The sequence below is a fragment of the Amycolatopsis sp. WAC 01375 genome, from assembly GCF_003947325.1.
Taxonomy (GTDB): domain Bacteria; phylum Actinomycetota; class Actinomycetes; order Mycobacteriales; family Pseudonocardiaceae; genus Amycolatopsis.
In genome coordinates, this window is the sequence record NZ_QHHW01000039.1 from 67,830 (window position 1) to 89,704 (window position 21,875).

Here is a 21,875-nt window from a genome sequence, read left to right on the forward strand (position 1 = left end):
AGGCGGTGGCGCACGACACCCGGTCTGGTAGTGTCTTGTCTTGGCCGTGACAGACAGTCGAGGAGGTGAGTCCCGTGAACGTTGGTACGACGAAGTGGGTGCTCTCTCCCTGTCACGGCAGGTGACTGACTTAGATGTCACAGGAGCGCCCCGCAATGGCACTCCTGAAAGGCGACAGCGATTAACGTTAAGCATCGCATCCCGGACCCCGTGATCACGAGGGTCGCAACAGATCAGTGGCACGCCGTCGAAGACGATACCGTCGTCGGTCGCGGTGACACTGCGCGCAAAGTGGATCGGCGGCTGTACATCAGCATCGACGCATGGGATGACGCGGTTTTCGACCGGCTGGCCGCCGCCATGCTGGCGGAGCTGCCGTCACCGCTGTACACGCTCGTCGACGACGGCGACTCGGAAACGATCTCGAACTGGCAGCGGGCGGGTTTCGTCGAACACCGACGCGAGCGGGAATACGTGCTGTCGTCCAGCGACGCGCAGACAACCGCGCAGCCCCCGGCCGGAGTGACCCTCGTCGGCGGGGATGGCGTGTTCCGCGCCGAAGTCGACGGCGCCGAGGTCGGCGCGATCTCCTTTGTAACGCTGATGCGGGACGACGGGACACCGCGGATCGCGCGGATCGTCTCCATCACTGTCCGTGCCGAGCAGCGGCGCCGTGGCATCGGCCGCGCGCTGCTGGTTCAGGCGCTGAACGCTGTGCACGCTCGCGGGTTCGCTCTGACGTCGGTCGACGTCGACGAAAACGACACCGCGGCAATCCTGTTGTTGGAAGGTATCGGCGCTCGCCGTGCCAGTAACACCCTGGAGTTGATGTGTCGAAAGTAAACCGGGGTATCGAAGTCGTCGGCACCATCGTCGAGTGCCTCAAAGACGCCAAGTTCACCGTGGAGCTCGAGAACGGGCACAAGGTACTCGCCCATATCAGTGGAAAGCTGCGCAAGCACTACATCAAGATCTTGCCGCAGGACACGGTGACGGTGGAGCTGAGCCCCTATGACCTGACCCGTGGCCGGATCACCTTCCGGCACCGGATGCAGTAACGCCCGCCTGAACTACGTCAAGGGCCCCTTCATCGCGTCTAGCGCGGTGAAGGGGCCCTTGACGCGCAGGCCCGCGGTGGCCGTCCGGCCCTGAAGTCCGTGAAGGCCTCCTTGAGGGACACCGCATTTGCTTACCCACTACTCGCGGCGCGCGCTCTGAGATCTCCTTGGTCGTCGTGTGGCCTCACGCGAGTTCCGCCTCCAATCACGCGAGTTCCGCGTTCAATCACGCGAGTTCCGCCTCCAATCACGCGAGATCCGCCTTCAGTCACGCCTGATGTCCCGAAAGTGGCTTTCGCGACACGGCCGCCGGACAAGGCCAACTGTCCCTTGTGGACGGAATGGCGAGACCTGACGGCCCAGTCCGGGCCCGCGTCGGCCTGCCCACGGTCGTGTCGCGCGGCACCAGTCAGGTTGACAGTCTTTCCCGGCGACGCCAGGACTTCCTTGCCCGGCCTGTCCTCGGCTGCCTAGCGTTGCATCCGTGACGACGCACACAGTAGAGTCCACAATGGACACTGTCCGGCCGGGATTCCTCGATCCCGGCGCGGCGCCCGCCGCCAAGATCGATCCCGGTGACGAGGTTCTCTACCCTGACACCTGGACGAACTGGCAGAACCGGTTGCGGTACGGCATGTCCTCGGCCGACCGTGCGCGGCTGCGCAAGGAGCACCCTGGCTGCCCGTTCCAGATCGTCGGTCCGGTCGAGGTGGCCGGTGCCGAACCAGGCGACGTCGTCGAGTGCCGTCTGACCGAACTGCGGCTGAGCGACTGGGGCGCCAACGCCTTCCCCACCAGGGCAGGCGCGCTGCCGTACGACTTCGACGAGCCGTACTTCCACGACTTCCGGTTCGACGAGACCCGCACCCGGGCCGACTACGTACACGGGATTTCGCTGCCACTCGACCCGTTCGCCGGCATCATCGCGGTCGAACCGCCGGGCGACGAGGAGACGAGCGCGCTCATCGGCGGCGACCACGGCGGCAACCTGGCCCTTCCCGAACTCACCGTGGGTTCCTCGCTGTTCCTCCCCGTCGCCAAGCCGGGGGCCCGGATCTGGCTGGGCGACATTCACGCCCTGCAGGGCGACGGGCTCGTCGACCAGACCGCCCTCAAGTCCACGGCCGAGCGCTTGCGGATGCGGTACGACCTCCACAAGCAGGTGGGCCTGACCCGGCCGCTCGCCGAGACCGACACGTTCTGGGTCGGCATCGGGCTGGCCGATAGCCTGGAGGCCGCACTGGTCGACTGCCTGCGCGGCCTGATCAGCTGGTTCAGCGCGGCGTCGGGCGTCACCCGTGCCGAAGCCCACGCCCTGTGCAGCATGGCGGCGAGTTTCCGGGTCACCCAGTACGCGGACCAGACCGAGCCACACCACGTCGACGTTCCCTTGCCGCCCAAGGGGGTGCACGCCTTGCTGCGCAAGGACATCTTCCCGGCCGATCTGCGTGCCCGGGTCGACCGTTGGCTGCGTCCCGCGGCCTGACGCGTATTCGTCTTCTCGGTGAAATGTCAGCGGCCGCTCCGTTCGCGGTCACCCGTGCAGTCAAGGTGAGGGATGGGGACCGTGGCACTCGCCGATTAGCCTGCGCCTTGTCGCGCTCGTCCAGTGGTCATCGGTTTTCCCGGACAGGAAGGCGAAACCGGGTAATGAGTACTACACATGTGCATTATGTTCAGCAGTTGCTGACCCATTTCGATGCCGAGCCGGATCGCGCCGCGATGGTCAGCGGTGACGCCCTCCTCACCGCCGGGGAATTGGCCGATGCCACCCGGCGGGCCGCGGCCACGATGCGGCACCATGGCGTCGAGCGCGGCGACGTCGTCGGCATCCTGACCGAGCCGAACACCGCCGCCACGCTGATCCTGCGGTGGGCGGCCAACCTGATGGGCGCGACCGCGGCGCATGTGCGCGGGATGAACGCGGTCGTGCCCGACGACGAGTTGCGCATGGAGCTGCAGCGCGCCGTCGTCGCGGATGTCAGGGCGAAGATGCTGGCGGTCGACGCGGCCAACGAGGAACGGGCACGTGGCCTGCTGGCGGACGCGAGCGATCGGCCGATTCTCGCCGTGCTGGGCGCGGGGCGGCCGGACACCGTGGATTTGACCGCCGGTTCCGGCGACGGCGCGGGCCCGGCCGCGGACATCGTCGACGGCGACCTCGCGGTGATCACCCAGACCAGCGGGTCGAGCGGCCTGCCGAAGGGTGTTTGCTGGACCTTCGGGGTCAAGAACGAGATGGCCACGTCGGCCGTCGGCCGCAGCGGCAGGACGAACCTCCTGATCACCGCACCGCTCACCCATTCCAGCGGGTTCGGCGCGGACGACGCCCTCATCACCGGTGGCATGGTCGTGCTGCATCCCGGTTTCGACGCGGGAGCCGTCCTGCGCGCGGTCGCGAAACACCGGATCGGCCGGCTCATCATCGGCACTCCGCAGGTGTACGCGCTCGCCGAGCATCCGGACCGGCCCGGTACCGACCTGTCCAGCCTGACCGAGCTGATCTACACCGGCAGCCACGGGGCACCGCTACGACTGCGCGAGGCGCACGAGATCTTCGGTCCGGTGCTGATCCAGGTGTACGGCACGACCGAAACCGGCGTGCTCACCATGCTCTTCCCGCACGACCACGACGACCTGCGCAAGTGCGGCACCGTCGGCAAGCCGGTGAATCCCGAGGCGCTGAGCGTCCGGCACCCGGAGACCGGTGAGGCGCTGGCCGCCGGTGAGGTCGGCGAGATCTGCGCGCTTCCGCGCTGGCCGATGGCCGGTTACTGGCGCGAGCCGAAGCTGACCGCGGCGCTCTCCCGTGACGGCTGGGTCCGCACCGGCGACCTCGGGCACTTCGACGCCGACGGTTACCTGCACCTGAGCGGCCGCCTCGCGGACATGATGAAGGTCAAGGGACTCCGAATCCATCCCGAGGCCGTCGAAAAGGTGCTCAGCCAGGTTCCCGGCGTTTCCCAGGTCGCGGTGTGCGGGGTGGAAGACGCCGATCGGGTGGAGCAGATCTACGCCGCCGTGGTGCCCAAGCCCGGTGCGGCGGTGGACGCCGAGGAGCTGCGCCGCCAGGTCGCCGAGGCACTGTCCGACAACCACGTCCCCAGCCTGATCGAGATCTGCCGGGAACTGCCGGTGACCGGTCCTGGCAAACCCGACCGTGCCCGGCTGCGGGCCGATGCCCGCGCGGCACTGGTCCGGCCCGTCTCCCGGGTCTAGGGGCACGTTTCACAAGCCGAGTCCGCGGTTAGGTCGTGAGTGGTAAGTGTCGTTCTGGCGGACCGGTATTTGCCTACCCACTGGTGCCGGTGTTACGGCAGGGGCCGGGCGTGGAGGATTGGGGACGTTGAACGTCCCATCCTCCGTTGATCAAGATCCGGGGCCGGCACGACGTCGTGACGATGTAGGAATCGGGACACTCAACGTCCCAATTCCTACATCGTCAACCCTCTCGGCCTGGTCCAGCGTAGGTAGGCAAATACCGGTCCGCCCTAACGACACTTACCACTCACGACCCCCGCGACCCCTTCGGCCAAGTCCACGACCATGCCACCTTTGCCTTATCTCTCGAACAAAGGGGCGAGCAGCCACGAGGAGTTTCCTTTGTGGACGGTACAGGCATTTCCCCGAGTATTACCCGGGTCGACCGGTGTCGGCCTTTCCGGGAAACGGCGGGTGCAGTCAAGGTGAGGGATGGGATCGGGGCATCCGCCGATTAGCCTGCGATTCATCTTCTTTCGATCGCTGGTCATCGTTTTTCCCGGACAGGAGGGCGAAACCGGGTAATGAGTATGACGAATGTGCATTATGTCCAGCAGTTGCTGACCCATTTCGATGCCGAGCCGGATCGCGCCGCGATGGTCAGCGGTGACGCCCTCCTCACCACCGGTGAGCTAGCCGATGCCACCCGCCGGGCCGCGGCCGTGATGGGCGGGCAGGGCATCACCCGTGGTGACGTCGTCTGCGTCCTGACCGAGACGAACACCGCCGCCACGATGATCCTGCAATGGGCGGTCAATCTGGCGGGGGCGACCGCCGCGCATCTGCGCTGGGTGCGCCCGGACGGACCCGACGACGAGTTGCGCACGGAGCTGCGGCGCGCCCTCGGCACGGATGCCGGTGTACGGATGCTGGCGGTCGACGCGGCCAACGAGGAACGGGCGCGTGGCCTGCTGGCGGACGCGAGCGATCGGCCGATTCTCGCCGTGCTGGGCGAGGGGCGGCCGGACACCGTGGATTTGACCGCCGGTTCCGGCGACGGCGCGGGCCCGGCGACGGACCTCGCGGACGACGACCTCGCGGTGATCACCCAGGTCAGGCTCCCGAGCGGCCGGAACGGCGTCTGCTGGACCTTCGGGGTCAGGAACGCCATGGTCTCGGCGGCCCCCTGCCTGCCACCCATGGCAGGCGCGAGCGCCGACGGCCGGACGAACCTCCTGATCACCACACCGCTCATCCATTCCGACGTGTTCGCCGCGGACGACACGCTCGTCAGCGGTGGCATGGTCGTGCTGCAGCCGGGCTTCGAGGCGGGGGCCGTGCTGCGCGCCGTCGCCGAGTACCGGATCAGCCGGCTTTTTCTCGGCACTCCGCAGATGTACGCGCTCGCCGAACATCCGGACCGGCCCGGCACCGACCTGTCCAGTTTGACCGAGGTGTTCTACTCGGGACGTCCCGAGCCGCAGCGGCTGCGCGAGGTCCAGGAGATCTTCGGCCCGGTGCTGATCCAGGTGTACGGCACGACCGAGACCGGCGTGCTCACCATGCTCGCCTCCGACGAGCACGGCGACCTCGGCGCCCGCGGGACGGTCGGCAGACCGGTGAACCCCGGGGGGCTGAGCGTCCGGCACCCGGAGACCGGCGAGGCCCTGGCCGCCGGTGAGGTCGGCGAGGTCTGCGCGATTCCGAGCTGGCCGGCGGCAGGGTATTGGCACGATCCGGAGCTGACCGCGGCGCTCGTCCGCGACGGCTGGGTCCGCACCGGCGACCTCGGGCACTTCGACGCCGACGGTTACCTGCACCTGAGCGGCCGCCTCGCGGACTTGATGAAGATCAACGGCGTCCACATCCATCCCGAGGCGGTGGAGAAGGTGCTCGGCCGGCTTCCCGGCGTGTCCCAGACCGCGGTGTGCGGGGTCGAAGACGCCGATCGGGTGGAGCGCATCTACGCCGCCGTCGTGCCGGAGCCCGGTGCGACGGTGGACGCCGAGGAGCTGCGCCGCCAGGTCGCCGAGGCACTGTCCGACAACCACGTCCCCAGTCTGATCGAGATTCGCCGATCACTGCCGAAGACCGGCTGGGGCAAACCCGATCGGGTCCAGCTGCGGGCCGATGGCCGCGCGGCGCTGACCCGGCCCGTCTCCCGGGTCTAGGGACCGTATGCATCTCCGTCAGGCGCAGACCAGGGAGGGTCTCGTGAACCGCACCTCCATCATCCGTTACACCGACCATGTTCCCGCCGACCTGCGCCGGTCATGGGCCGCCGCGGGCCACTATCCGGACCAGGACCTGTATTCCCTGTTCCGTGGGCACGTCCGGCGCGCGCCTCAGGCGCCCGCCGTGCTGGACGCCGAGGGGACGGTCAGCTACGGCGAACTGGACCGGACCGCCCGGCGACTGGCCGCGGGGCTGGCGCAGCTCGGCGTAGGCCCGGGCGACGTAGTGGCGGTCCAGCTGCCCAACGACCGTCTCGCCTGTGCTGTCGACCTCGCCGTCGCCGCGGTAGGCGCCATCGTGCTGCCGTTCCCGCTCGGCCGTGGCGACCGCGACGCGGTGAGCCTGTTGCGCCGCTCCGAGGCGGTCGTGGTGATCACCGTCGCCGATCACCGCGGCTATCCCTGCGCCGAGCGCATCCGGAAACACGCCGACGCCCTGCCGATGCTGCGTGCCGTCGTCGTCGCCGGGGACGGTGTCACCGGGACGCCGGGCTGTGTGCCGATCGAGGCCCTGTTCGCCGCCACTTCGGACGAGTTCGCGCCGAGGGAGATCGATCCCGACGGACCGGCGCGGATCCTGGTCACCTCCGGGTCCGAGGCGGAACCGAAGATGGTCCTGTATTCGCACAACGCGCTGGCCGGCGGGCGTGGGGTGATGATGGCCGGTCTGCACCGGGGAACTCCGGCCTCGATGCGCAACCTCTTCCTCGTCCCGCTGGCGTCGGCTTTCGGCTCCAGCGGGACGCCGGTCACCCTCGCGACCCTCGGCGGGACCCTCGTGCTGAGGCCTGCCTTCGACGCCGCCGCGACGCTGCGGACCATCGCCGACACCCGGCCCACCCACCTGCTGGGTGTGCCGACGATGCTGCGGATGCTGCTGGACTGCCCTGGGCTCCCGGACGCCGACCTCAGCTCCCTGCAGGCCGCCGTGCTCGGTGGGTCCGCGCTCGACCTGGACACCGCGCGGCGCGCCGAGGAGCTCTTGGGGTGCACGGTCGTCTCCCTGTACGGGTCGGCCGACGGAGTCTCGTGCAACAGCGGTCTCGGCCGTTACGACGGTACGGTCGGCCGTCCCGACCCCGCCGTCGCGGACATCCGCGTCTTCGGCCAGGACGGAGCCGAGCTGGCGGCCGGAGCCACCGGCGAGGTCGTCGCCCGCGGCCCGATGTCGCCGATGAGTTACCTCAATTCCGCCGAGCTGGACAGCACGCTGCGCACCGCGGACGGCTGGACCCGCACCGGAGATCTCGGGCTGATCGACGACCGCGGCAGGCTACGGATCGTCGGCCGCCGCAAGGACGTCGTCATCCGCGGCGGCCTCAACATCAGCCCGGCGGAGGTCGAGTCGGTGCTGATCACGCATCCGGCGGTCCGTGACGTTGCCTGTGTGGCGGTGGCGGATCCGCTGTACGGCGAGCGCGTCTGCGCCTGCGTCGCCACTTCGGCCGAGCTGAGCCTCGCCGAGGTCACCGCGCACCTCGCCGCGGCCGGGATGGAGCCACGGAAGTTCCCGGAACGGCTGGTGCTGCTGGCCGCCCTGCCGCTGAGCGCCGCGGGAAAGGTGGACCGGCAAGCGCTTCGGGTGCTGGCCGCGAACGAGGGATCCGACGCGACCCGGTGAAAGCCGGTCCAGAACAGGGGATGTCATCGCATGACTGAGGGAATCTCGGAACCGATCTCGTATCTGCGGCACTGGGATCGCACCGAACCGTTCGACCCGCCGTCGGTACTCGGTGAGCTGGTCCGGACGCGGCCACTGGCCCGGATGGTGTACCCGGACGGTCACGTCGGCTGGCTGGCCACCAGCCACGAACTGGCCCGCGAGGTGCTCAGCAGTCAGGCGTTCAGCCACCGGTTCCACACCACCCACGCCCCCGTGACGAAGAAGGGCGAGATCTTCCCGTCCGTGCCCATCGTGCCGGGTGGGTTCATTCACATGGACCCGCCGGAGCACACCCGCTACCGGAATCTGCTCAGCGGCGAGTTCAGCGCCCGCGCCACGGCGGCGTATGCCCCGCGGGTGGCCGAGCTGGCCACCGCGCAGCTCGCGGAGGTCCGGGAGCACGGCTCGCCGGTCGACCTCCTGCCGACCTATGTCCGGCCACTTTCGCTGCGGGTGCTGTGCGAGGTGCTGGGGGTCCCGTTCGCCGGCAGCTCGGTCCTGTCCGCACTGAGCGACAGTGCCACCGACGACGAGGTCAGCCTTGAGGCGGAGCGGGAGGCCGGGACGCGGGCGTTCTTCCACCTGCTGGACCTCGTGGGCAAGGCACGGGTCGAGCCGGGCGAGAACGTCATCGGGCGGCTGGCGGCCGAGCCCGAGCTGACCGACCGCGAGATCACCAACATGCTGCTGATCGTCTTCGCGGCGGGCTTCGCCAGCTGTGAAGGCGCGCTCGCGTCGTCGTTGCTGTCACTGCTGTACCACGGCGACCAGCTCGAGAAGCTGCGTTCGGCCGCCGGTACCGGCGGCTCGGGCGGCATCGAGGGAATGGTCGAGGAGCTGTTGCGGTACACCTCGGTCAACCAGTTCCAGATCTTCCGGACCGCGCTGTCCGATGTGGAGCTCGGTGGAGAGCTGATCCGCGAGGGGGAGACGGTGACGGTCGCGTTGCCGTCGGCCAACCGTGATCCGGCCAAGTTCGGTTGTCCCGACGGGTTGGATCTGACCCAGGACGCGTCCGCTCAGCTGGCCTTCGGGTACGGCGTGCACGCTTGCGTCGGGCAGCGACTGGCCCGGCTCGTGCTGGCCGAGGCGCTGACCGCGCTGGTACTCGGCCTGCCAGGACTCGCTCTGGACGTGCCGCTGCAGGAGGTTCCGGTCCGGCTGAAGACACCGGTGCTGAGCGTCCTTCGACTGCCCGTGCGTTATTGATCCCGACCCGTTCGCGGGCGGCCGGATGGCATCCGGCCGCCCGCGAACGTTTTGCCGGCTCTACCGGTGCGAACTCGGCGCCCGATCGGCGCACGCCAGCAGCGAATCGCGGACGTGGTCGTGGATCGAATCCATCTGCTCGGTGGTGAAACACTGCGTGCTGTACGGCATCTCGAGACTGAACCGGCCGTAGATCGTCGCGGGCGACGCGAGCAGCGGGCCCGCCCCGCGCGCCGGGTCCCACCGGCTGGACAGCGGGAACTTCGTCATGTCGGTGATTTCCAGGCCCTTCGGCGACGGCGGCCCGTCGATCTTCCCGACGTTGGTGAGCACCAGGCTGGTCGGCCACAGCTGGGGGTGGGGGAGCAGCCTGTCCAGTGCCTGCATCTCCAGCGCCGCGTCACCTCGTTCCATGGCGGCGCGCAGCTCGGTGGTGAACCGGTGCCCGAGTTTGACCAGGTCGACGCCGTCGGGCACGTCGAGCAGATCGCGGAACCAGGAGACCATCGGCACCATCGCCTCGTGGCTGAGGCCCGGCGCGACCTGGTCGCGCAGGTCGACCGTGCAGAAACTGGACAGCCGGTGCCCTGCCAGCTCTTCGGGCAGACCGTCGCGGACGGCCGCCAGCAGTGCCGCGGCGACCAGCCCGTTCATCGACACTCCGGCGTCCTTGGCGAAGGCCAGCAGCCCGGTCGTCTCCGCTTCGGTCAGCCGGAGCCGCCGCGACGTCATCAGGCTCTCCGGCGGCACCGCCGAAGCGGACCCGGCCGCACGGAACGGCAGAGACGCCACCGGTGCGCCTTCGGCACGCTTGAGCCGCTCCTGGACATAGGCGTCCAGTTCGGCTTCGCTGCGCGACGGCAGCCAGTCGTCGAGCGGCGACGGCCACTCCTGCGGCCCCGGTGCCGGGCCCGAGTAACTGCCGGACTGGATGTCGATGTAGCGCTGCCAGATCCGGCTGCAGAACGCGGTCGCGCTGCGGCCGTCGGAGATCGCGTGGTCGACGCCGAACATCACGACGTCCTCGTCGGAGCCGGTCAGCAGGACGGCACGGGCGAGCGGGCCACCGAGGTGCAACGGCTTGTTGTACTCCTCGATCCGCGCACCGGGCTCGTTGCGCCGGACGTGCAGGCGCGGCAGCTCACTCGGGTCCAGCAGGCTGAGGTAGTAGTCGTCGCCGTCCTTCTCCAGCCTGCTGCGCAGGCCAGGGGCCTCCGCGAGCACAGCGGTGAACGCCGCGTCCAGGATCTGCGCGTCGACGCCGCCGCGCACCACGCAGATCTGCAGCGCCTGCGTCCTGATCTCGCTGACGTACATCCGTTCCGACCGGGCAATCCGTCGGCGCATGCCTTCCTCCTCGGTTGTTGTGCTCAGCCGACTTCGCCGGCCAGGATCATGTCGCGGTGCGCGCGCCAAGCACCGTCGTCGCTGAGGGTGCCTGCCTTCTCGATGCCGGCCCGGACGGTCAGATATCGACGGCCCTTCAACACGACCTGGCCGTCGGAGACCGCTCGGCTGTAGAGCCCGCCGTCGTCGTCGCCTGCCGCGAGCGCGGCGTTGATCGCCTTTTCCGCCGGCGCCCAGTCCGACCGGTCGCGGACTTTCGCGGTGAACTCGTAGACCGTGCTCCACTGGCCGAGCCTGGGACGGCGCCGCAGCGACACACCGTCGCCGTCAGGGACGAGCCGGTACCGGCAGCCGTACTGACGTTGCTCGACGCCACCGCCGTCGAGGTTCAGCGGCTCGATGAACGACGGACCGGCGTACCCGATGTCGGCCAGCCAGGATTCGCCGTCCACGCGGGCCAGGATGAGCATGTGCTCGACCTCGACGCCGTAGGACTGGCGACCCTCCGCCGTCGTACCGGCGATCAGGTCGGCATCGAATCCGAGGTCGCGCAGCAGCCGCAGGAACAGCCGGGTCAGCTGGACGCAGCCGCCGCCGTTGCCCGCCGCGACCACCGAGTCGAACGTCGCGTCCTCGTCGAAGTCGACCAGATCGACCAGCCGTCCGCTCGGCGCCGGCACGGCCAGCGAGCCCACGCTGTTGAACGGGATGGCCTCCATATGCCGCTTGTGGAGTGCGACCAGGGTCGCCGGCTCCGCGGCCGGGCGGCCGGTGGCGGGGTCGTAGCCCAACCGCCGGAGGTACGTGTCGCAGTCGTACATCGTCCGTCCCCTCTGGCGCCGATTCGGGGGTCGTGAGTGGCGATTCGGGTTCTAACCCGAATCGCCACTCACGACCCCCTCGCGCCTTCACTCCACCAGCAGCCTCACGATTTGCCTTACCCCGCAAGGGAACCGATCTCGACGACCACCTTGCCGAGGGTGCCGCCCTGCACGGCGTCCTGTGCCTCGCCGGTGTTCGGGTGCGGAAACCGATGGATCGGCAGCCCGGCCTCCTCGCCCACGGCGAGTGCCCCCTCCGCCGCTGCTCTCGTGATGTCGGCGGACGCGAGGTCCTTGGCCGCCACGGGCAGCGTCATCACCAGTACGAATTGAAGGCGCGTGTTCCGGCCGATCACCTTCTTGGTCGGGAACGCCAGCACGCTGTCCCCTTCGGTGCCGTACGCGGCGATGGTGCCGTTCGGTGCCAGCACCTCCACGGCGGTGTCGATGTTCTTGGTCGCCGCCACCTCGACGATGAGGTCCACCCCGTCGGGCGCGACGGCGCGGATATCGGCCTCCGCCGTGTCCGACCGATAGTCGACGGTGTGTGCCGCGCCGGCGGCGCGGGCCAGTTTCGCTTTCTCCTGACCGCTGACCGTCGCGATCACGGTCGCCCCGGACCAGGCGCCGAGCTGGATCGCGGCATGGCCGACGGCTCCGGCGCCACCGGCGACCAGCACGGTCCGTCCGGTCAGGGTGCCGGGGCCGAGCCGGTCGGGGCCCTTCTGCCCGGTGAGCAGGCAGCGGTGGGCGGCGACCGCCGGGAGGCCGAGGCAGGCGCCTGCCTCGAACGAAACGTTCGACGGCAGTGGCACCGCCTGGCGGGACGGGACGACGGAATACTCGGCGGCCGTGCCGTGGGGGCGTTTGTACGCCGCCTCCCATACCCACACCCGCTGGCCGATCCGTTCCTGGTCGACGCCCGCTCCGACGGCGTCGATCACTCCGCTGCCGTCGTTGTGCGGGATCACCTCGGGGAACATCAGGGTGCCGTTGCGGTGACCGAACTGCCTGCCCTTCCAGTCCGAATGGTTCACCCCGGAGACCGCGACCCGGACCCGGACCTCACCGGGCCCCGGCTCGGGTACCGGCCGGTCGACGAATCGGAGAACGTCAATTCCGCCGGTCGACGAATATACGATCGCCTTCATGTTGAAAGATCATTCGACATATTTTCCACTCGCCAAGGTAAGTGGTGCGGACACTGTCAAACCAAGTGATGTCGCGGCCGACAAGGCCAAGCCGGCAGGTCGGAACCTGCCGGCTTTCGCATCCGGCCAGGACCTCTATTCGCCGGACTCGCCGTTGTCTTCGAATGAAGACACCAGCGGCCGCAACGGGGTGAAATCGTGCCAGGGATTCTGGATGATCTCACGCCACGTCGCGTCGTGCCCGCGGACCTTGAGCCGGAAGTAGACCGTACGCCGGATGGAGTCGGACAAGTTGCTGCCGACGTTGTGGCCGACCATGTAGTGCTTCAGCAGCATGTCACCCGCTTTGGCGTGCACCTGCTCCCGCTCGGGCAGCTCGATGTCCGGGTAGGAGGTGAACGCGTCGGGCCCCTTCTCGCGGAAGTACTTCGCGTGAGCGCGGTGCGTTCCCGGCCAGACGTAGAGGTTCCCCGTGTCGTCGCCGTCCTGGTCGGTGAGGAAGAAACCGGCGAGCATGGTGAAGGTCCGCGGGGGTTCATCGGCCTTTCGGCGCATGCCGCCATCGATATGCGGCATTCCCCGGTCGTCGGTGTAGGGCGGATAAGTCATCGCGATCTGCGTCTGCCACGGATATTCCATGGCACCGTCACCGGTGAGTTCTTCGGCGAGCTCGAACGCGGGGGTGTCACGCAAAAGCGCCGCCAGGTCCGGCTCCTCATCCCATTTCGGGAACATGAAGTGCGGTCCGGCGTGCCCTTCCTCGGGCTGATGCTTGCGCAGCTGTCCGTCCACCGCCGCGTTGGCCGCGGCCAGGATGTCCGGAGGGACGACATCCGGGATCACGAGGTAGCCGCGTTCGGCGAACTCCAGCAACTGTTCGCGCGTCAACTTCCGCCGCACGCTCAACGTTTTCGAGTCGATGCTGCCCGGCATGGCCTCGGTGGGTGGGGCAGGCGCGGCGCGCCTCGCCGACTCCATGATCGCCCGCTCGATCGCCTCCGTGGCAGACGCGCCACCGCGGGTCAGGGCGGCAATCGCCTGCTCGATCCGGTCGTCAACGCGAATGGTGATCGTGTCGTTTTCAGCCACGAATTGGCCACCCTTCCTGTCACATCTGATGTCTGGGACGTTCAGCCGATGCTATGGCGGGGCCGGAGTGATCCGTATCCCTCGGTCTGACAGCACCAAGGGCGAATGCCACGTAGCTTGAGTTGATCGTGAGCGGCTGCCGGTCTGCTCGATCAAGCCGGACAAGTCACCGGCAGTGGACCCGGGGCGACTGTCCACACGGGACGCTTGTCCGGATCTGGGTGCTCGATTTGGGTGCTCTGCGCAGCTGTAAGAGGGGGTCGTGAGTGGCGATTCGGGTTAGAACCCGAATCGCCACTCACGACCCCCGGCACCGACCACGCCGCCCTTGCCCATCCCTCCATAGGACCGCACATTTCGTCATCAATCGGACATCCAGTCACCGAAATCCGTCCACAGTGGACGCTAGGGGCGTGCCGGCTCCCGTCGGCCGGCGCAACCGAGCGCTTGACCTGCGGCAACCGTCGCCAGCTGTGTGTGGTGGCCGGGCGGTTCGAGACCGTCGACGCCGGAAGCGTGACCGACCCGGGGCGGGCACGCCATCCCGTGGGTTGACTGTGCGCTCAACGGTTCACCCGCGACAACTAGCAGCGTGTGGGATGCCAGTACCCCGCTGTCCGGACGTACCGTGTCCGCTGAGCATCGCGCCACAGGAGTGGGTTCTTCATGGGGTGACGAAGTCCGAACGGACATTGTCTGCTTTTCCTGCTCACCCAGGTATTCCGCGCGAGGTTTCGAGTATCCGGCCCGATGGCGGCCATCTCGGTGATTCACGAGTTGTGGGCGAAAAACCTGCCGTGCGACGCCGTACGGCTACCGAATACGCAAGAAATATCAGCGCCGGTTCGATCGGATCGGCTGGGGTGATTCGCCCGCGAGGGAGGACGACGGTGACGATCCGGGTATGGGACTACCTGCCGGAGTACCACGACGAACGCGAGGAAGTGCTCGCCGCGGTGGCGAAGGTGTTCGAGTCCGGCCAGCTGATCCTCGGCTCGAGCGTGGCCGGGTTCGAGGCGGAGTTCGCGGCGTACCACGGTGTCGCCCACTGCGCCGGTCTCGACAACGGCACCAACGCACTCAAGCTGGGGTTGCAGGCGCTCGGTGTGGGTGCGGGGGACGAGGTGATCACGGTCGCCAACACCGCCGCACCGACCGTGGTGGCCATCGACGGGACGGGCGCGAAGCCGGTTTTCGTCGATGTGCGCGAGGACGACTTCCTCATGGACACCGACCAGGTCGAGGCCGCGATCGGCCCGCGCACCCGGGCACTCCTGCCCGTGCACCTGTACGGCCAGTGCGTCGACATGGCCCCGCTGAGCCGATTGGCCGCCCGGTATGGCCTGGTCGTCCTGGAAGACTGCGCCCAAGCGCACGGCGCGCGCCACCACGGACGGCAGGCGGGCGCGATGGGCGATGCCGCCGCCTTCTCGTTCTATCCCACGAAGGTTCTCGGCGCCTACGGTGACGGCGGCGCCGTGATCACCGCCGACGAGTGCACCGACCAGAACATCCGGCGCCTGCGCTACTACGGCATGGAGGACCGCTACTACGTGGAGCGGACCCCCGGGCACAACAGCCGCCTTGACGAGGTACAGGCCGAGATCCTGCGGGGCAAGCTGCGCCGGCTCGACGCGTACGTCTCGGGGCGCCGCGCGATCGCGCGGCGCTACGACGAGGCGCTGAGCGACCTCGCCGCGCCCGGTGGGCTCGTGCTGCCCGCGGTGTCGTCAGGGAACGAGCACGTGTACTACCTGTACGTGGTCCGCCACCCCAGGCGGGACGAGATCATCGAGCGGCTGCGCGCGTACGACATCGCGCTGAACATCAGCTATCCCTGGCCGGTGCACACGATGGCGGGATTCGAGAACCTCGGATACGCCAAGGGTTCGCTGCCGGTCACCGAGAAACTGGCGGACGAGGTGTTCTCGCTGCCGATGTACCCGTCGCTGTCACTCGACCGGCAGCAGGCGGTGATCCGGGCACTTCGCGAGGTGCTGGCCGGTTTCTGAGACAACCCATCTGGTACGGAGGGAACACATGCCGGGAGAACTGGCGACCGCAACTTGCCGAGTGTGCGACGGCGATGTCCACGAGTTCCTCGACCTCGGCCGTCAGCCGCTGTCCGACGCTTTCCGGGAGCCAGGCAGCGATGCCATGGAGTTCTTCTTCCGGCTCGCCGTGGGCCGATGCGAGTCCTGCACGATGGTCCAGCTCACCGAGCCGGTACCGCGGGAGAAGATGTTCCACGAGGATTACCCGTACCACTCGTCCGGTTCGGCGGTGATGCGTGAGCACTTCGCGAGCGTCGCACGACGGTTCCTCGCCACCGAGCTGGCCGTGCCGGACCCGTTCATCGTCGAGATGGGCTGCAACGACGGCGTCATGCTGAGCACGATCCACCGGGCAGGCGTACGTCATCTGGGCTTCGAGCCCTCCGGGCGGGTGGCCGAGCTGGCCCGCGCCGAGGGCGTCCGGGTACGTACCGAGTTCTTCGAGGACGCGACGGCGGCGGAGGTCCGTGACGCGGAAGGGCCGGCGCAGGTCGTCTTCGCGGCGAACACCATGTGCCACATCCCGTACCCGGATTCGATCTTCCGCGGCGTCGACGCGCTGCTGGCACCGGACGGCGTGTTCGTGTTCGAGGACCCGTATCTCGGTGACGTGGTGGAAAAGACGTCCTTCGACCAGATCTACGACGAGCATTTCTTCCTGTTCAGCGCACACTCCGTGCGGGCCATGGCCGAGCATCACGGATTCGAACTGGTCGACGTGGAACGGCTGCCGGTGCACGGCGGCGAGGTCCGGTACACCCTCGCCCGGGCAGGGAAGCGCACGCCCAGCGCCGCGGTCGCCGCCCTGCTCGCCGAGGAGGACGCCCGCGGATTGTCCGGCATGGCCACCCTGCGCCGGTTCGCCGACGGCGTGATGCGCGTGCGTGACGACCTGGTGGAACTGCTGCGACGGCTGCGCGTCGACGGATCCAGCGTTGTCGCCTACGGTGCCACGGCGAAAAGCGCCACCGTCACCAACTTCTGTGATATCGGACCGGAACTCGTCTCCTACGTATGTGACAGCACGCCCGCGAAACAGCACCGGATGACGCCCGGCAAGCACATCCCGGTACGCCCGCCGGCCGCGTTCCGCGATCCGTACCCGGACTACGCGCTGCTCTTCGCCTGGAACCACGCCGACGAAATCATGGCGAACGAGCAGGAGTTCCGGCGCTCCGGCGGGCGATGGATCAGCTACGTGCCGAACGTCCGGGTGCTTTGAGGGGATCGAGGGCCATGCTGGAACACGACACCGCGTTGATGGAGACGGAACGAACCACGCCGTGGCAGGCGGTGCCACCCGGCGACCTGAGCACCGCGACCACCGAGCCGGGCCGGGAGTTGCTGACCGTCCTGGCTCGGCACCTGTCCCGGATTCGGGCCGAGGCGGCGCCGAACGACCGGGACGGCACGTTCCCCGCCGAGACGTTCCGCGGTTTCGGGCGTGACGGCGTGCTCGGCGCGACTGTGCCCGCGGAGCTGGGCGGGATGGGGGTCAGCCGGCTCCACGACGTGGCGGTCGCGCTTCTGCGGGTCGCCGAGGCGGACGCCTCGACCGCATTGGCCCTGCACGCCCAGTTCAGCCGGGGGATCACCCTGACCTACGAGTGGCAGTACGGTCCGCCGCCGACCCGGCAACTGGCCGAACGGCTGCTGCGCGCGATGGCCCGGGGCGAGGCGGTGGTGTGCGGCGCGGTGAAGGATCACGGGCGAGAGGTCACCCGGCTGCGCCCCGACGGCTCCGGTGGCTGGCTGCTGTCCGGTCGCAAGACGCTGGTGACGATGGCGCCGATCGGGACGCATTTCGTCGTGTCCGCTCAGGCGCCGGTCGACGGCGGATCAGCGCGGCTGTACGCCCCTATCGTGGCAAGGGAAACCCCGGGGCTCACCATCGTCGACGGATGGAACGGCCTTGGCATGCGCGCGTCCGGCACGCTCGACGTGGCTTTCGACGACTGCCCGGTGCCCGCCGGCGACGTGCTGGCGCGTGGCAGCGTCGGTGCGCACAACGACGCGGTCCTCGCCGGGCAGGCGATCAGTTCCATCGCGATGCTCGGCATCTACGCCGGGGTCGCGAAGGCCGCCCGTGACCTCGCGGTGGACACGGTCGCCCGGCGGTCGGCCGCACCGCCCGCGGCGTCGCGCACCCTGGTCGCCGAGATCGAGGCGCGGCTGTACGCGCTGCGGGCCACGGTGTCGGCCGCGCTCGTCAACGCCGACGAACTGTCCCCCCGTCACGACATGGATCCGGATGAGCGCGGCCGTCGGCTGATGACCCCGTTCCAGTGCGCCAAGCAAGTGGTCAACGAACTGGCGGCCGCGGTGGTCGACGACTGCATCACCGTGGTGGGCGGGGCCACGTATGTGGCGGAGCACCCGCTGGCCCGGCTGTATCGGGACGTGCGCGCCGGCCGGTTCATGCAGCCGTACACCTACGCCGACGGCGTCGACTACCTGAGCGCGCAAGTGCTCGGCCTGGAAAGGGACAACGACTACGTGAGCCTCCGGGCCACTCGGCCGCCGGACGCTCGGTGAAGGGCACGACACCACGCGTCGCGCAGTCCGGTGCCCGGCGTCGTCTCGAAGGGGATCCAAGATGGTGATCGCAACGCAGTTGGCGGCGCGGGATGACACCCGGCTGCCCGCACGGCTCGCGCGTTCCCGGCGGGCGGCCGCCACCGGCACGGACATGCGGACCGAGGACTTCGACGCCTGGCTCGCCGGACGCCGCCGGGCGCACCGCTTCATCGTGGAGCGGGTGCCGCTCGGAAAGATCAAGGGCTGGTCGTCCGAATCGGACAGTGGCAACATCGTGCACCGCAGCGGGCGGTTCTTCAGCGTGGAGGGGCTGCACGTCGCGATCGACGGCCGCGAGTGGCAGCAGCCGATCATCGTGCAACCCGAAGTCGGGATCCTGGGCATCCTGGCCAAGGAGTTCGACGGCGTCCTGCATTTCCTGATGCAGGCCAAGATGGAGCCAGGCAATCCCGGCCTGTTGCAGCTCTCGCCGACGGTGCAGGCCACGCACAGCAACTACACCGGCGTGCACCGGGGCGCCGACGTGAGGTACCTCGAGTACTTCACCCGGCCTGCCAGGGGCAGGGTGCTCGCCGACGTGCTCCAGTCGGAGCACGGCTCCTGGTTCCTGTGCAAGTCCAACCGCAACATGATCATCGAGACCTTCGACGACGTGCCACCGCACGACGACTTCTGCTGGCTCACTCTCGGGCAGATCGGCAAGCTGCTGCACCGCGACAACATCGTGAACATGGACGCACGCAGCGTCCTCGCCTGTGCCCCGACGGCACCCGCCGAGCCGGGCGCGGTGCGCTCCGACACGGACGTGCTGTCGTGGTTCACCAACGAGCGGGCCCGGCACGACGTGCGGGCTCTGCGCGTCCCGCTCGCCAAGGTCAGCGACTGGGTTCGCACCGACGACGACATCCAGCACGTCGGGAACCGGTACTTCCGGGTCGGTGGGGTGTCCGTCGAGGCAGGGAACCGTGAGGTGACCTCGTGGATGCAGCCGTTGTTCGAGCCGGTCGGCTTGGGGCTTTGCGCATTCCTGGTCCGCCGCTTCGGCGGGGTGCCACATCTGCTGGCCCATGCCAGGGCAGAGGGTGGTCTCCTCGACACCGTCGAACTCGGACCGACGGTGCAGTGCACCCCGGAGAACTACACCCACCTGCCGGAGCGGGAGCGGCCGCTGTTCTTCGACCTGGTGCGCCGCGCCGGGGCGGACCGGATCCGGTATGCCGCAGTGCATTCCGACGAGGGTGGCCGTTTCTTCAACGCCGTCAGCCGCTACCTGCTCGTGGAGGCCGACGAAACCGAGGTGGGCGCCGAGCCGCCGCCCGGATTCGCCTGGGTGACTCCCGGCCAGCTGAATTCGCTGGCGCGGCACGGGCATTACCTCAACATGCAGGCACGTACGCTGCTCGCGGTCGTCGGCTTGCTGAACGGGCTGCTGTAGGCCCGCACTATCCGGCGTTGTCGGCGAACGCGTCGACGCAACGCCGCAGTGCGGTGTGCAACGGCACCCGGGGGCTCCAGCCGGTGGCCGCCCGGAACCTCGACGAGTCGATCACGACGCTGTGCATGTCGGTGGCCGTGGCGAGATCGGGCGGCGGTACGCAGACGACGGGCACCGGCGGCCGCCCGAGGCGGGCGCCGACCAGTTCGGCGATCGTCCGCAGCACGTCGCCCAGTGGCACACCGCGCCCGGTGCCGAGCAGCCAGTGCCTGCCCGCGAGCACGTCCGCGTGGTCGATCCCGGCGAGGAAGGCGTCCGCGGCGTCGTGCACATACAGCAGGTCGCGCTCGACGGTGCCGTCGTTCCACAGTGTGAGCTCCTCGCCGGCGAAGGCCTTGCGCACCATGGTGGAGACCACGCCGCGGCCGTTCAGCCGCCCCTGTGGGCTGTCCCCGTACACGGTGGGCAGCCGCAAGGAAACGCCGCGGACCAGCCCGGCGGCGGTGGCCGCCTTGAGCAGCTGCTCCGCTGTCTGCTTCTGCCGGTCGTAGGTGGTCACGGGCCGGTCGGGTTCGGTGCCGTCGAGGGGCATCCGCTCCGGCAGACCGGCCTGCGAGGTGGAGCCCGCGAACACGATCGTCGGTGGCCGCCCGATCTTCCCGGTCAGCTCGATGAGATCGCGCAGCACGCCGACGTTCACGTGTTCGGCGGCCAGGTTGCCGTCGGCCTCACGCCAGCCGGCGGTGTGCATCAGCAGATGGACCACCGTGTCCGCGCCGGCCACAGCGGCTTCGAGCCCCTCGGGAACCGTGAGGTCGGCGGTCAGCACCTCGACTTCAGCCACGGCGCCGGGCGGTACCGGCTGCGGCCGGCGGCCGACCGTACGTAGCCGGATCGGTCGCCGGGCGAGGGCTTCGACCACCGCGGCGCCGACGAAGCCCGAACCACCCAGCACCGCGATCAGCGGCCGGTCCCCGCCGTCACCGGCGGCGCTCACCGCGGCACCGGGGCGGCGCGGTACAAGGCCTGCCAGTAATAGCTCCACGACACCGAGCGTTCCTTTGCCACGCACTGCCACCGCTCGCCGGGCCGGTACGCGGACACGAAAGCGGGCACCTTCTCCAGTACCGCCTCGCTGTCGTGGATGTCGATGACATCGCGCAGCAACCCGGAGCTCAGCGCCAGCTCCACCACCGCGGCGCCCTGCGAGTGGCCGTCCAGCGTCTTGTCGAGGTATTTGCCGACCGGGTTGTTGACGTAGAAGTGCGCGCAGGTCGCGTCGATGAGCCCGAGGTAGTCCCGCACGGTGCCGGGATTCATCTCGGCGAACGAGTCGATGTTCACGCACAGGTCGAAGCGGGCACCGCGCACTTGCTCGTCCACCTCGTCGATACCGACGAAACGGATCTTCGCGAACTGCTCCGGCTCCAGCACGGTCCGCAGGTACTGGCGCGACAGTGCCAGGGTGTTCGGCAGATCGACGATCGTGTATCCGGCGACCTCGTGGTTGGACATCAGGGTGTGGCAGGTCCGGCCGTAGCCGGCGCCGATCTCCACGATCCGTGCGCCGTCGAGGGGCAGGTTCGCCGCCATGAACTCGACTTCGTGCACCGCCTGCAAGTAGTCGAGGCACACTGGTTCGCCGTCGCACCGCACTGAATAGGGGTCGCCGACCTCACGGTTGCGCGTGCGGCGCAGCCTCTCCCTGTTGGCGGGGCTGAGTCGCATGCCCAGTGCGAACGTGAGCGCTTTCAGGTATCGCACGCCGTTGGGCCGCGGATTCCACAGCGCCAGCTTGAAGTTGACCCCGTTCGACTTGAACCCGGCGAGGTCGGCCACGGCCTCCTCGGTGATATGCGCGTCGTTGATGTGCAACCACTGCGCGCTCGGGCCGTATCGCCGGTGCGCCTGCTCGGTCATGACCGCGTCTCCTTCGCCGATGCCGCCTCGCCTGCCGTGCCGCCGGCGCGCGGTCGGCTTGCCCCGCGTCGACTCTCGTACGGGTCGGGTACGCGGAATTTCATGGCTCTTTCCTACACCCGCCGTGGCGGGTCCGGCAGCCGGTCGAGTGAGTA

The 21,875-nt window shown here is 68.8% G+C and carries 17 protein-coding genes; 11 read left to right on the forward strand and 6 right to left on the reverse strand.

Features of this window, described 5'->3' with window-relative positions:
* Positions 1-210: 210 nt before the first annotated feature.
* From DL991_RS27905 to DL991_RS27935, 7 genes are all read left to right on the forward strand, one after another.
* Complete coding sequence (locus tag DL991_RS27905; RefSeq protein ID WP_199746223.1) at positions 211-843, forward strand: GNAT family N-acetyltransferase; 633 nt, start codon at positions 211-213, stop codon at positions 841-843.
* Entirely contained in the window at positions 831-1,058 is a 228-nt protein-coding gene (gene infA / locus DL991_RS27910) for a translation initiation factor IF-1 (protein ID WP_125787323.1), read from the forward strand. Before DL991_RS27905 ends, infA begins: the two co-directional genes overlap by 13 nt.
* A 484-nt stretch (positions 1,059-1,542) precedes the next feature.
* Positions 1,543-2,544, forward strand: coding sequence for an acetamidase/formamidase family protein (locus DL991_RS27915; protein ID WP_125787324.1), 1,002 nt, complete (start codon positions 1,543-1,545; stop codon positions 2,542-2,544).
* A 197-nt stretch (positions 2,545-2,741) separates the two neighbouring features.
* Positions 2,742-4,277, forward strand: coding sequence for a fatty acid--CoA ligase family protein (locus DL991_RS27920; protein ID WP_158632585.1), 1,536 nt, complete (start codon positions 2,742-2,744; stop codon positions 4,275-4,277).
* Positions 4,278-4,849: 572 nt separating this feature from the next.
* A complete protein-coding gene (locus DL991_RS27925) occupies positions 4,850-6,430 on the forward strand; it encodes a class I adenylate-forming enzyme family protein (RefSeq protein ID WP_158634462.1) in 1,581 nt (526 codons plus the stop codon).
* Positions 6,431-6,473: 43 nt separating this feature from the next.
* A complete protein-coding gene (locus tag DL991_RS27930) occupies positions 6,474-8,114 on the forward strand; it encodes a class I adenylate-forming enzyme family protein (protein ID WP_233599034.1) in 1,641 nt (546 codons plus the stop codon).
* 30 nt (positions 8,115-8,144) lie between these two features.
* Positions 8,145-9,365, forward strand: coding sequence for a cytochrome P450 (locus DL991_RS27935; RefSeq protein ID WP_125787328.1), 1,221 nt, complete (start codon positions 8,145-8,147; stop codon positions 9,363-9,365).
* A gap of 60 nt (positions 9,366-9,425) precedes the next feature.
* On the opposite strand, the gene DL991_RS27940 is transcribed toward DL991_RS27935, so the two are convergent.
* The 4 genes from DL991_RS27940 to DL991_RS27955 form a co-directional block, all read right to left on the reverse strand.
* A complete protein-coding gene (locus tag DL991_RS27940; RefSeq protein ID WP_125787329.1) occupies positions 9,426-10,712 on the reverse strand; it encodes a condensation domain-containing protein in 1,287 nt (428 codons plus the stop codon).
* Positions 10,713-10,735: 23 nt separating this feature from the next.
* Positions 10,736-11,533 carry an arylamine N-acetyltransferase gene (locus tag DL991_RS27945; RefSeq protein ID WP_125787330.1) on the reverse strand — a complete coding sequence of 266 codons (798 nt, stop codon included), beginning with the start codon at positions 11,531-11,533 and terminating at the stop codon, positions 10,736-10,738.
* A gap of 116 nt (positions 11,534-11,649) precedes the next feature.
* Positions 11,650-12,684: an NADPH:quinone reductase gene (locus DL991_RS27950; RefSeq protein WP_125787331.1), complete on the reverse strand. Its 1,035-nt coding sequence runs from the start codon at positions 12,682-12,684 to the stop codon at positions 11,650-11,652.
* Positions 12,685-12,819: 135 nt separating this feature from the next.
* On the reverse strand, positions 12,820-13,773 hold the full coding sequence (locus DL991_RS27955) for a phytanoyl-CoA dioxygenase family protein (RefSeq protein ID WP_125787332.1): 954 nt from the start codon (positions 13,771-13,773) through the stop codon (positions 12,820-12,822).
* 890 nt (positions 13,774-14,663) lie between these two features.
* Between DL991_RS27955 and DL991_RS27960 the strand changes: the two genes are divergently transcribed.
* From DL991_RS27960 to DL991_RS27975, 4 genes are all read left to right on the forward strand, one after another.
* Positions 14,664-15,785 carry a DegT/DnrJ/EryC1/StrS aminotransferase family protein gene (locus DL991_RS27960; RefSeq protein ID WP_125787333.1) on the forward strand — a complete coding sequence of 374 codons (1,122 nt, stop codon included), beginning with the start codon at positions 14,664-14,666 and terminating at the stop codon, positions 15,783-15,785.
* 28 nt (positions 15,786-15,813) lie between these two features.
* Positions 15,814-17,049 (forward strand): class I SAM-dependent methyltransferase, encoded by a 1,236-nt coding sequence (locus tag DL991_RS27965; RefSeq protein ID WP_125787334.1) that lies wholly within the window; start codon positions 15,814-15,816, stop codon positions 17,047-17,049.
* 14 nt (positions 17,050-17,063) lie between these two features.
* Positions 17,064-18,362 carry an acyl-CoA dehydrogenase family protein gene (locus DL991_RS27970; RefSeq protein WP_199746224.1) on the forward strand — a complete coding sequence of 433 codons (1,299 nt, stop codon included), beginning with the start codon at positions 17,064-17,066 and terminating at the stop codon, positions 18,360-18,362.
* Between the two features lie 61 nt (positions 18,363-18,423).
* The gene (locus DL991_RS27975) at positions 18,424-19,800 is read left to right on the forward strand and encodes an NDP-hexose 2,3-dehydratase family protein (protein WP_125787335.1); all 1,377 of its coding nucleotides are present in this window, start codon (positions 18,424-18,426) and stop codon (positions 19,798-19,800) included.
* A 7-nt stretch (positions 19,801-19,807) separates the two neighbouring features.
* Here DL991_RS27975 and DL991_RS27980 read toward each other — a convergent pair whose 3' ends face one another.
* Together DL991_RS27980 and DL991_RS27985 are read right to left on the reverse strand one after the other, a co-directional pair.
* Positions 19,808-20,797, reverse strand: a complete 990-nt coding sequence (locus DL991_RS27980; protein ID WP_233599035.1) for an NAD(P)-dependent oxidoreductase — start codon at positions 20,795-20,797, stop codon at positions 19,808-19,810.
* On the reverse strand, positions 20,794-21,720 hold the full coding sequence (locus DL991_RS27985) for a putative sugar O-methyltransferase (protein WP_125787336.1): 927 nt from the start codon (positions 21,718-21,720) through the stop codon (positions 20,794-20,796). Before DL991_RS27985 ends, DL991_RS27980 begins: the two co-directional genes overlap by 4 nt.
* Positions 21,721-21,875 lie beyond the last annotated feature (155 nt).

Coding starts and splice junctions, on each gene's coding strand:
- DL991_RS27945 (WP_125787330.1), bottom strand. CDS start 11,533: ATGTACGACTGCGACACGTACCTCCGGCGGTTGGGCTACGACCCCGCC.
- DL991_RS27940 (WP_125787329.1), bottom strand. CDS start 10,712: ATGCGCCGACGGATTGCCCGGTCGGAACGGATGTACGTCAGCGAGATC.
- DL991_RS27925 (WP_158634462.1), top strand. CDS start 4,850: ATGACGAATGTGCATTATGTCCAGCAGTTGCTGACCCATTTCGATGCC.
- DL991_RS27950 (WP_125787331.1), bottom strand. CDS start 12,684: ATGAAGGCGATCGTATATTCGTCGACCGGCGGAATTGACGTTCTCCGA.
- DL991_RS27970 (WP_199746224.1), top strand. CDS start 17,064: ATGCTGGAACACGACACCGCGTTGATGGAGACGGAACGAACCACGCCG.
- DL991_RS27935 (WP_125787328.1), top strand. CDS start 8,145: ATGACTGAGGGAATCTCGGAACCGATCTCGTATCTGCGGCACTGGGAT.
- DL991_RS27965 (WP_125787334.1), top strand. CDS start 15,814: ATGCCGGGAGAACTGGCGACCGCAACTTGCCGAGTGTGCGACGGCGAT.
- DL991_RS27975 (WP_125787335.1), top strand. CDS start 18,424: ATGGTGATCGCAACGCAGTTGGCGGCGCGGGATGACACCCGGCTGCCC.
- DL991_RS27985 (WP_125787336.1), bottom strand. CDS start 21,720: ATGACCGAGCAGGCGCACCGGCGATACGGCCCGAGCGCGCAGTGGTTG.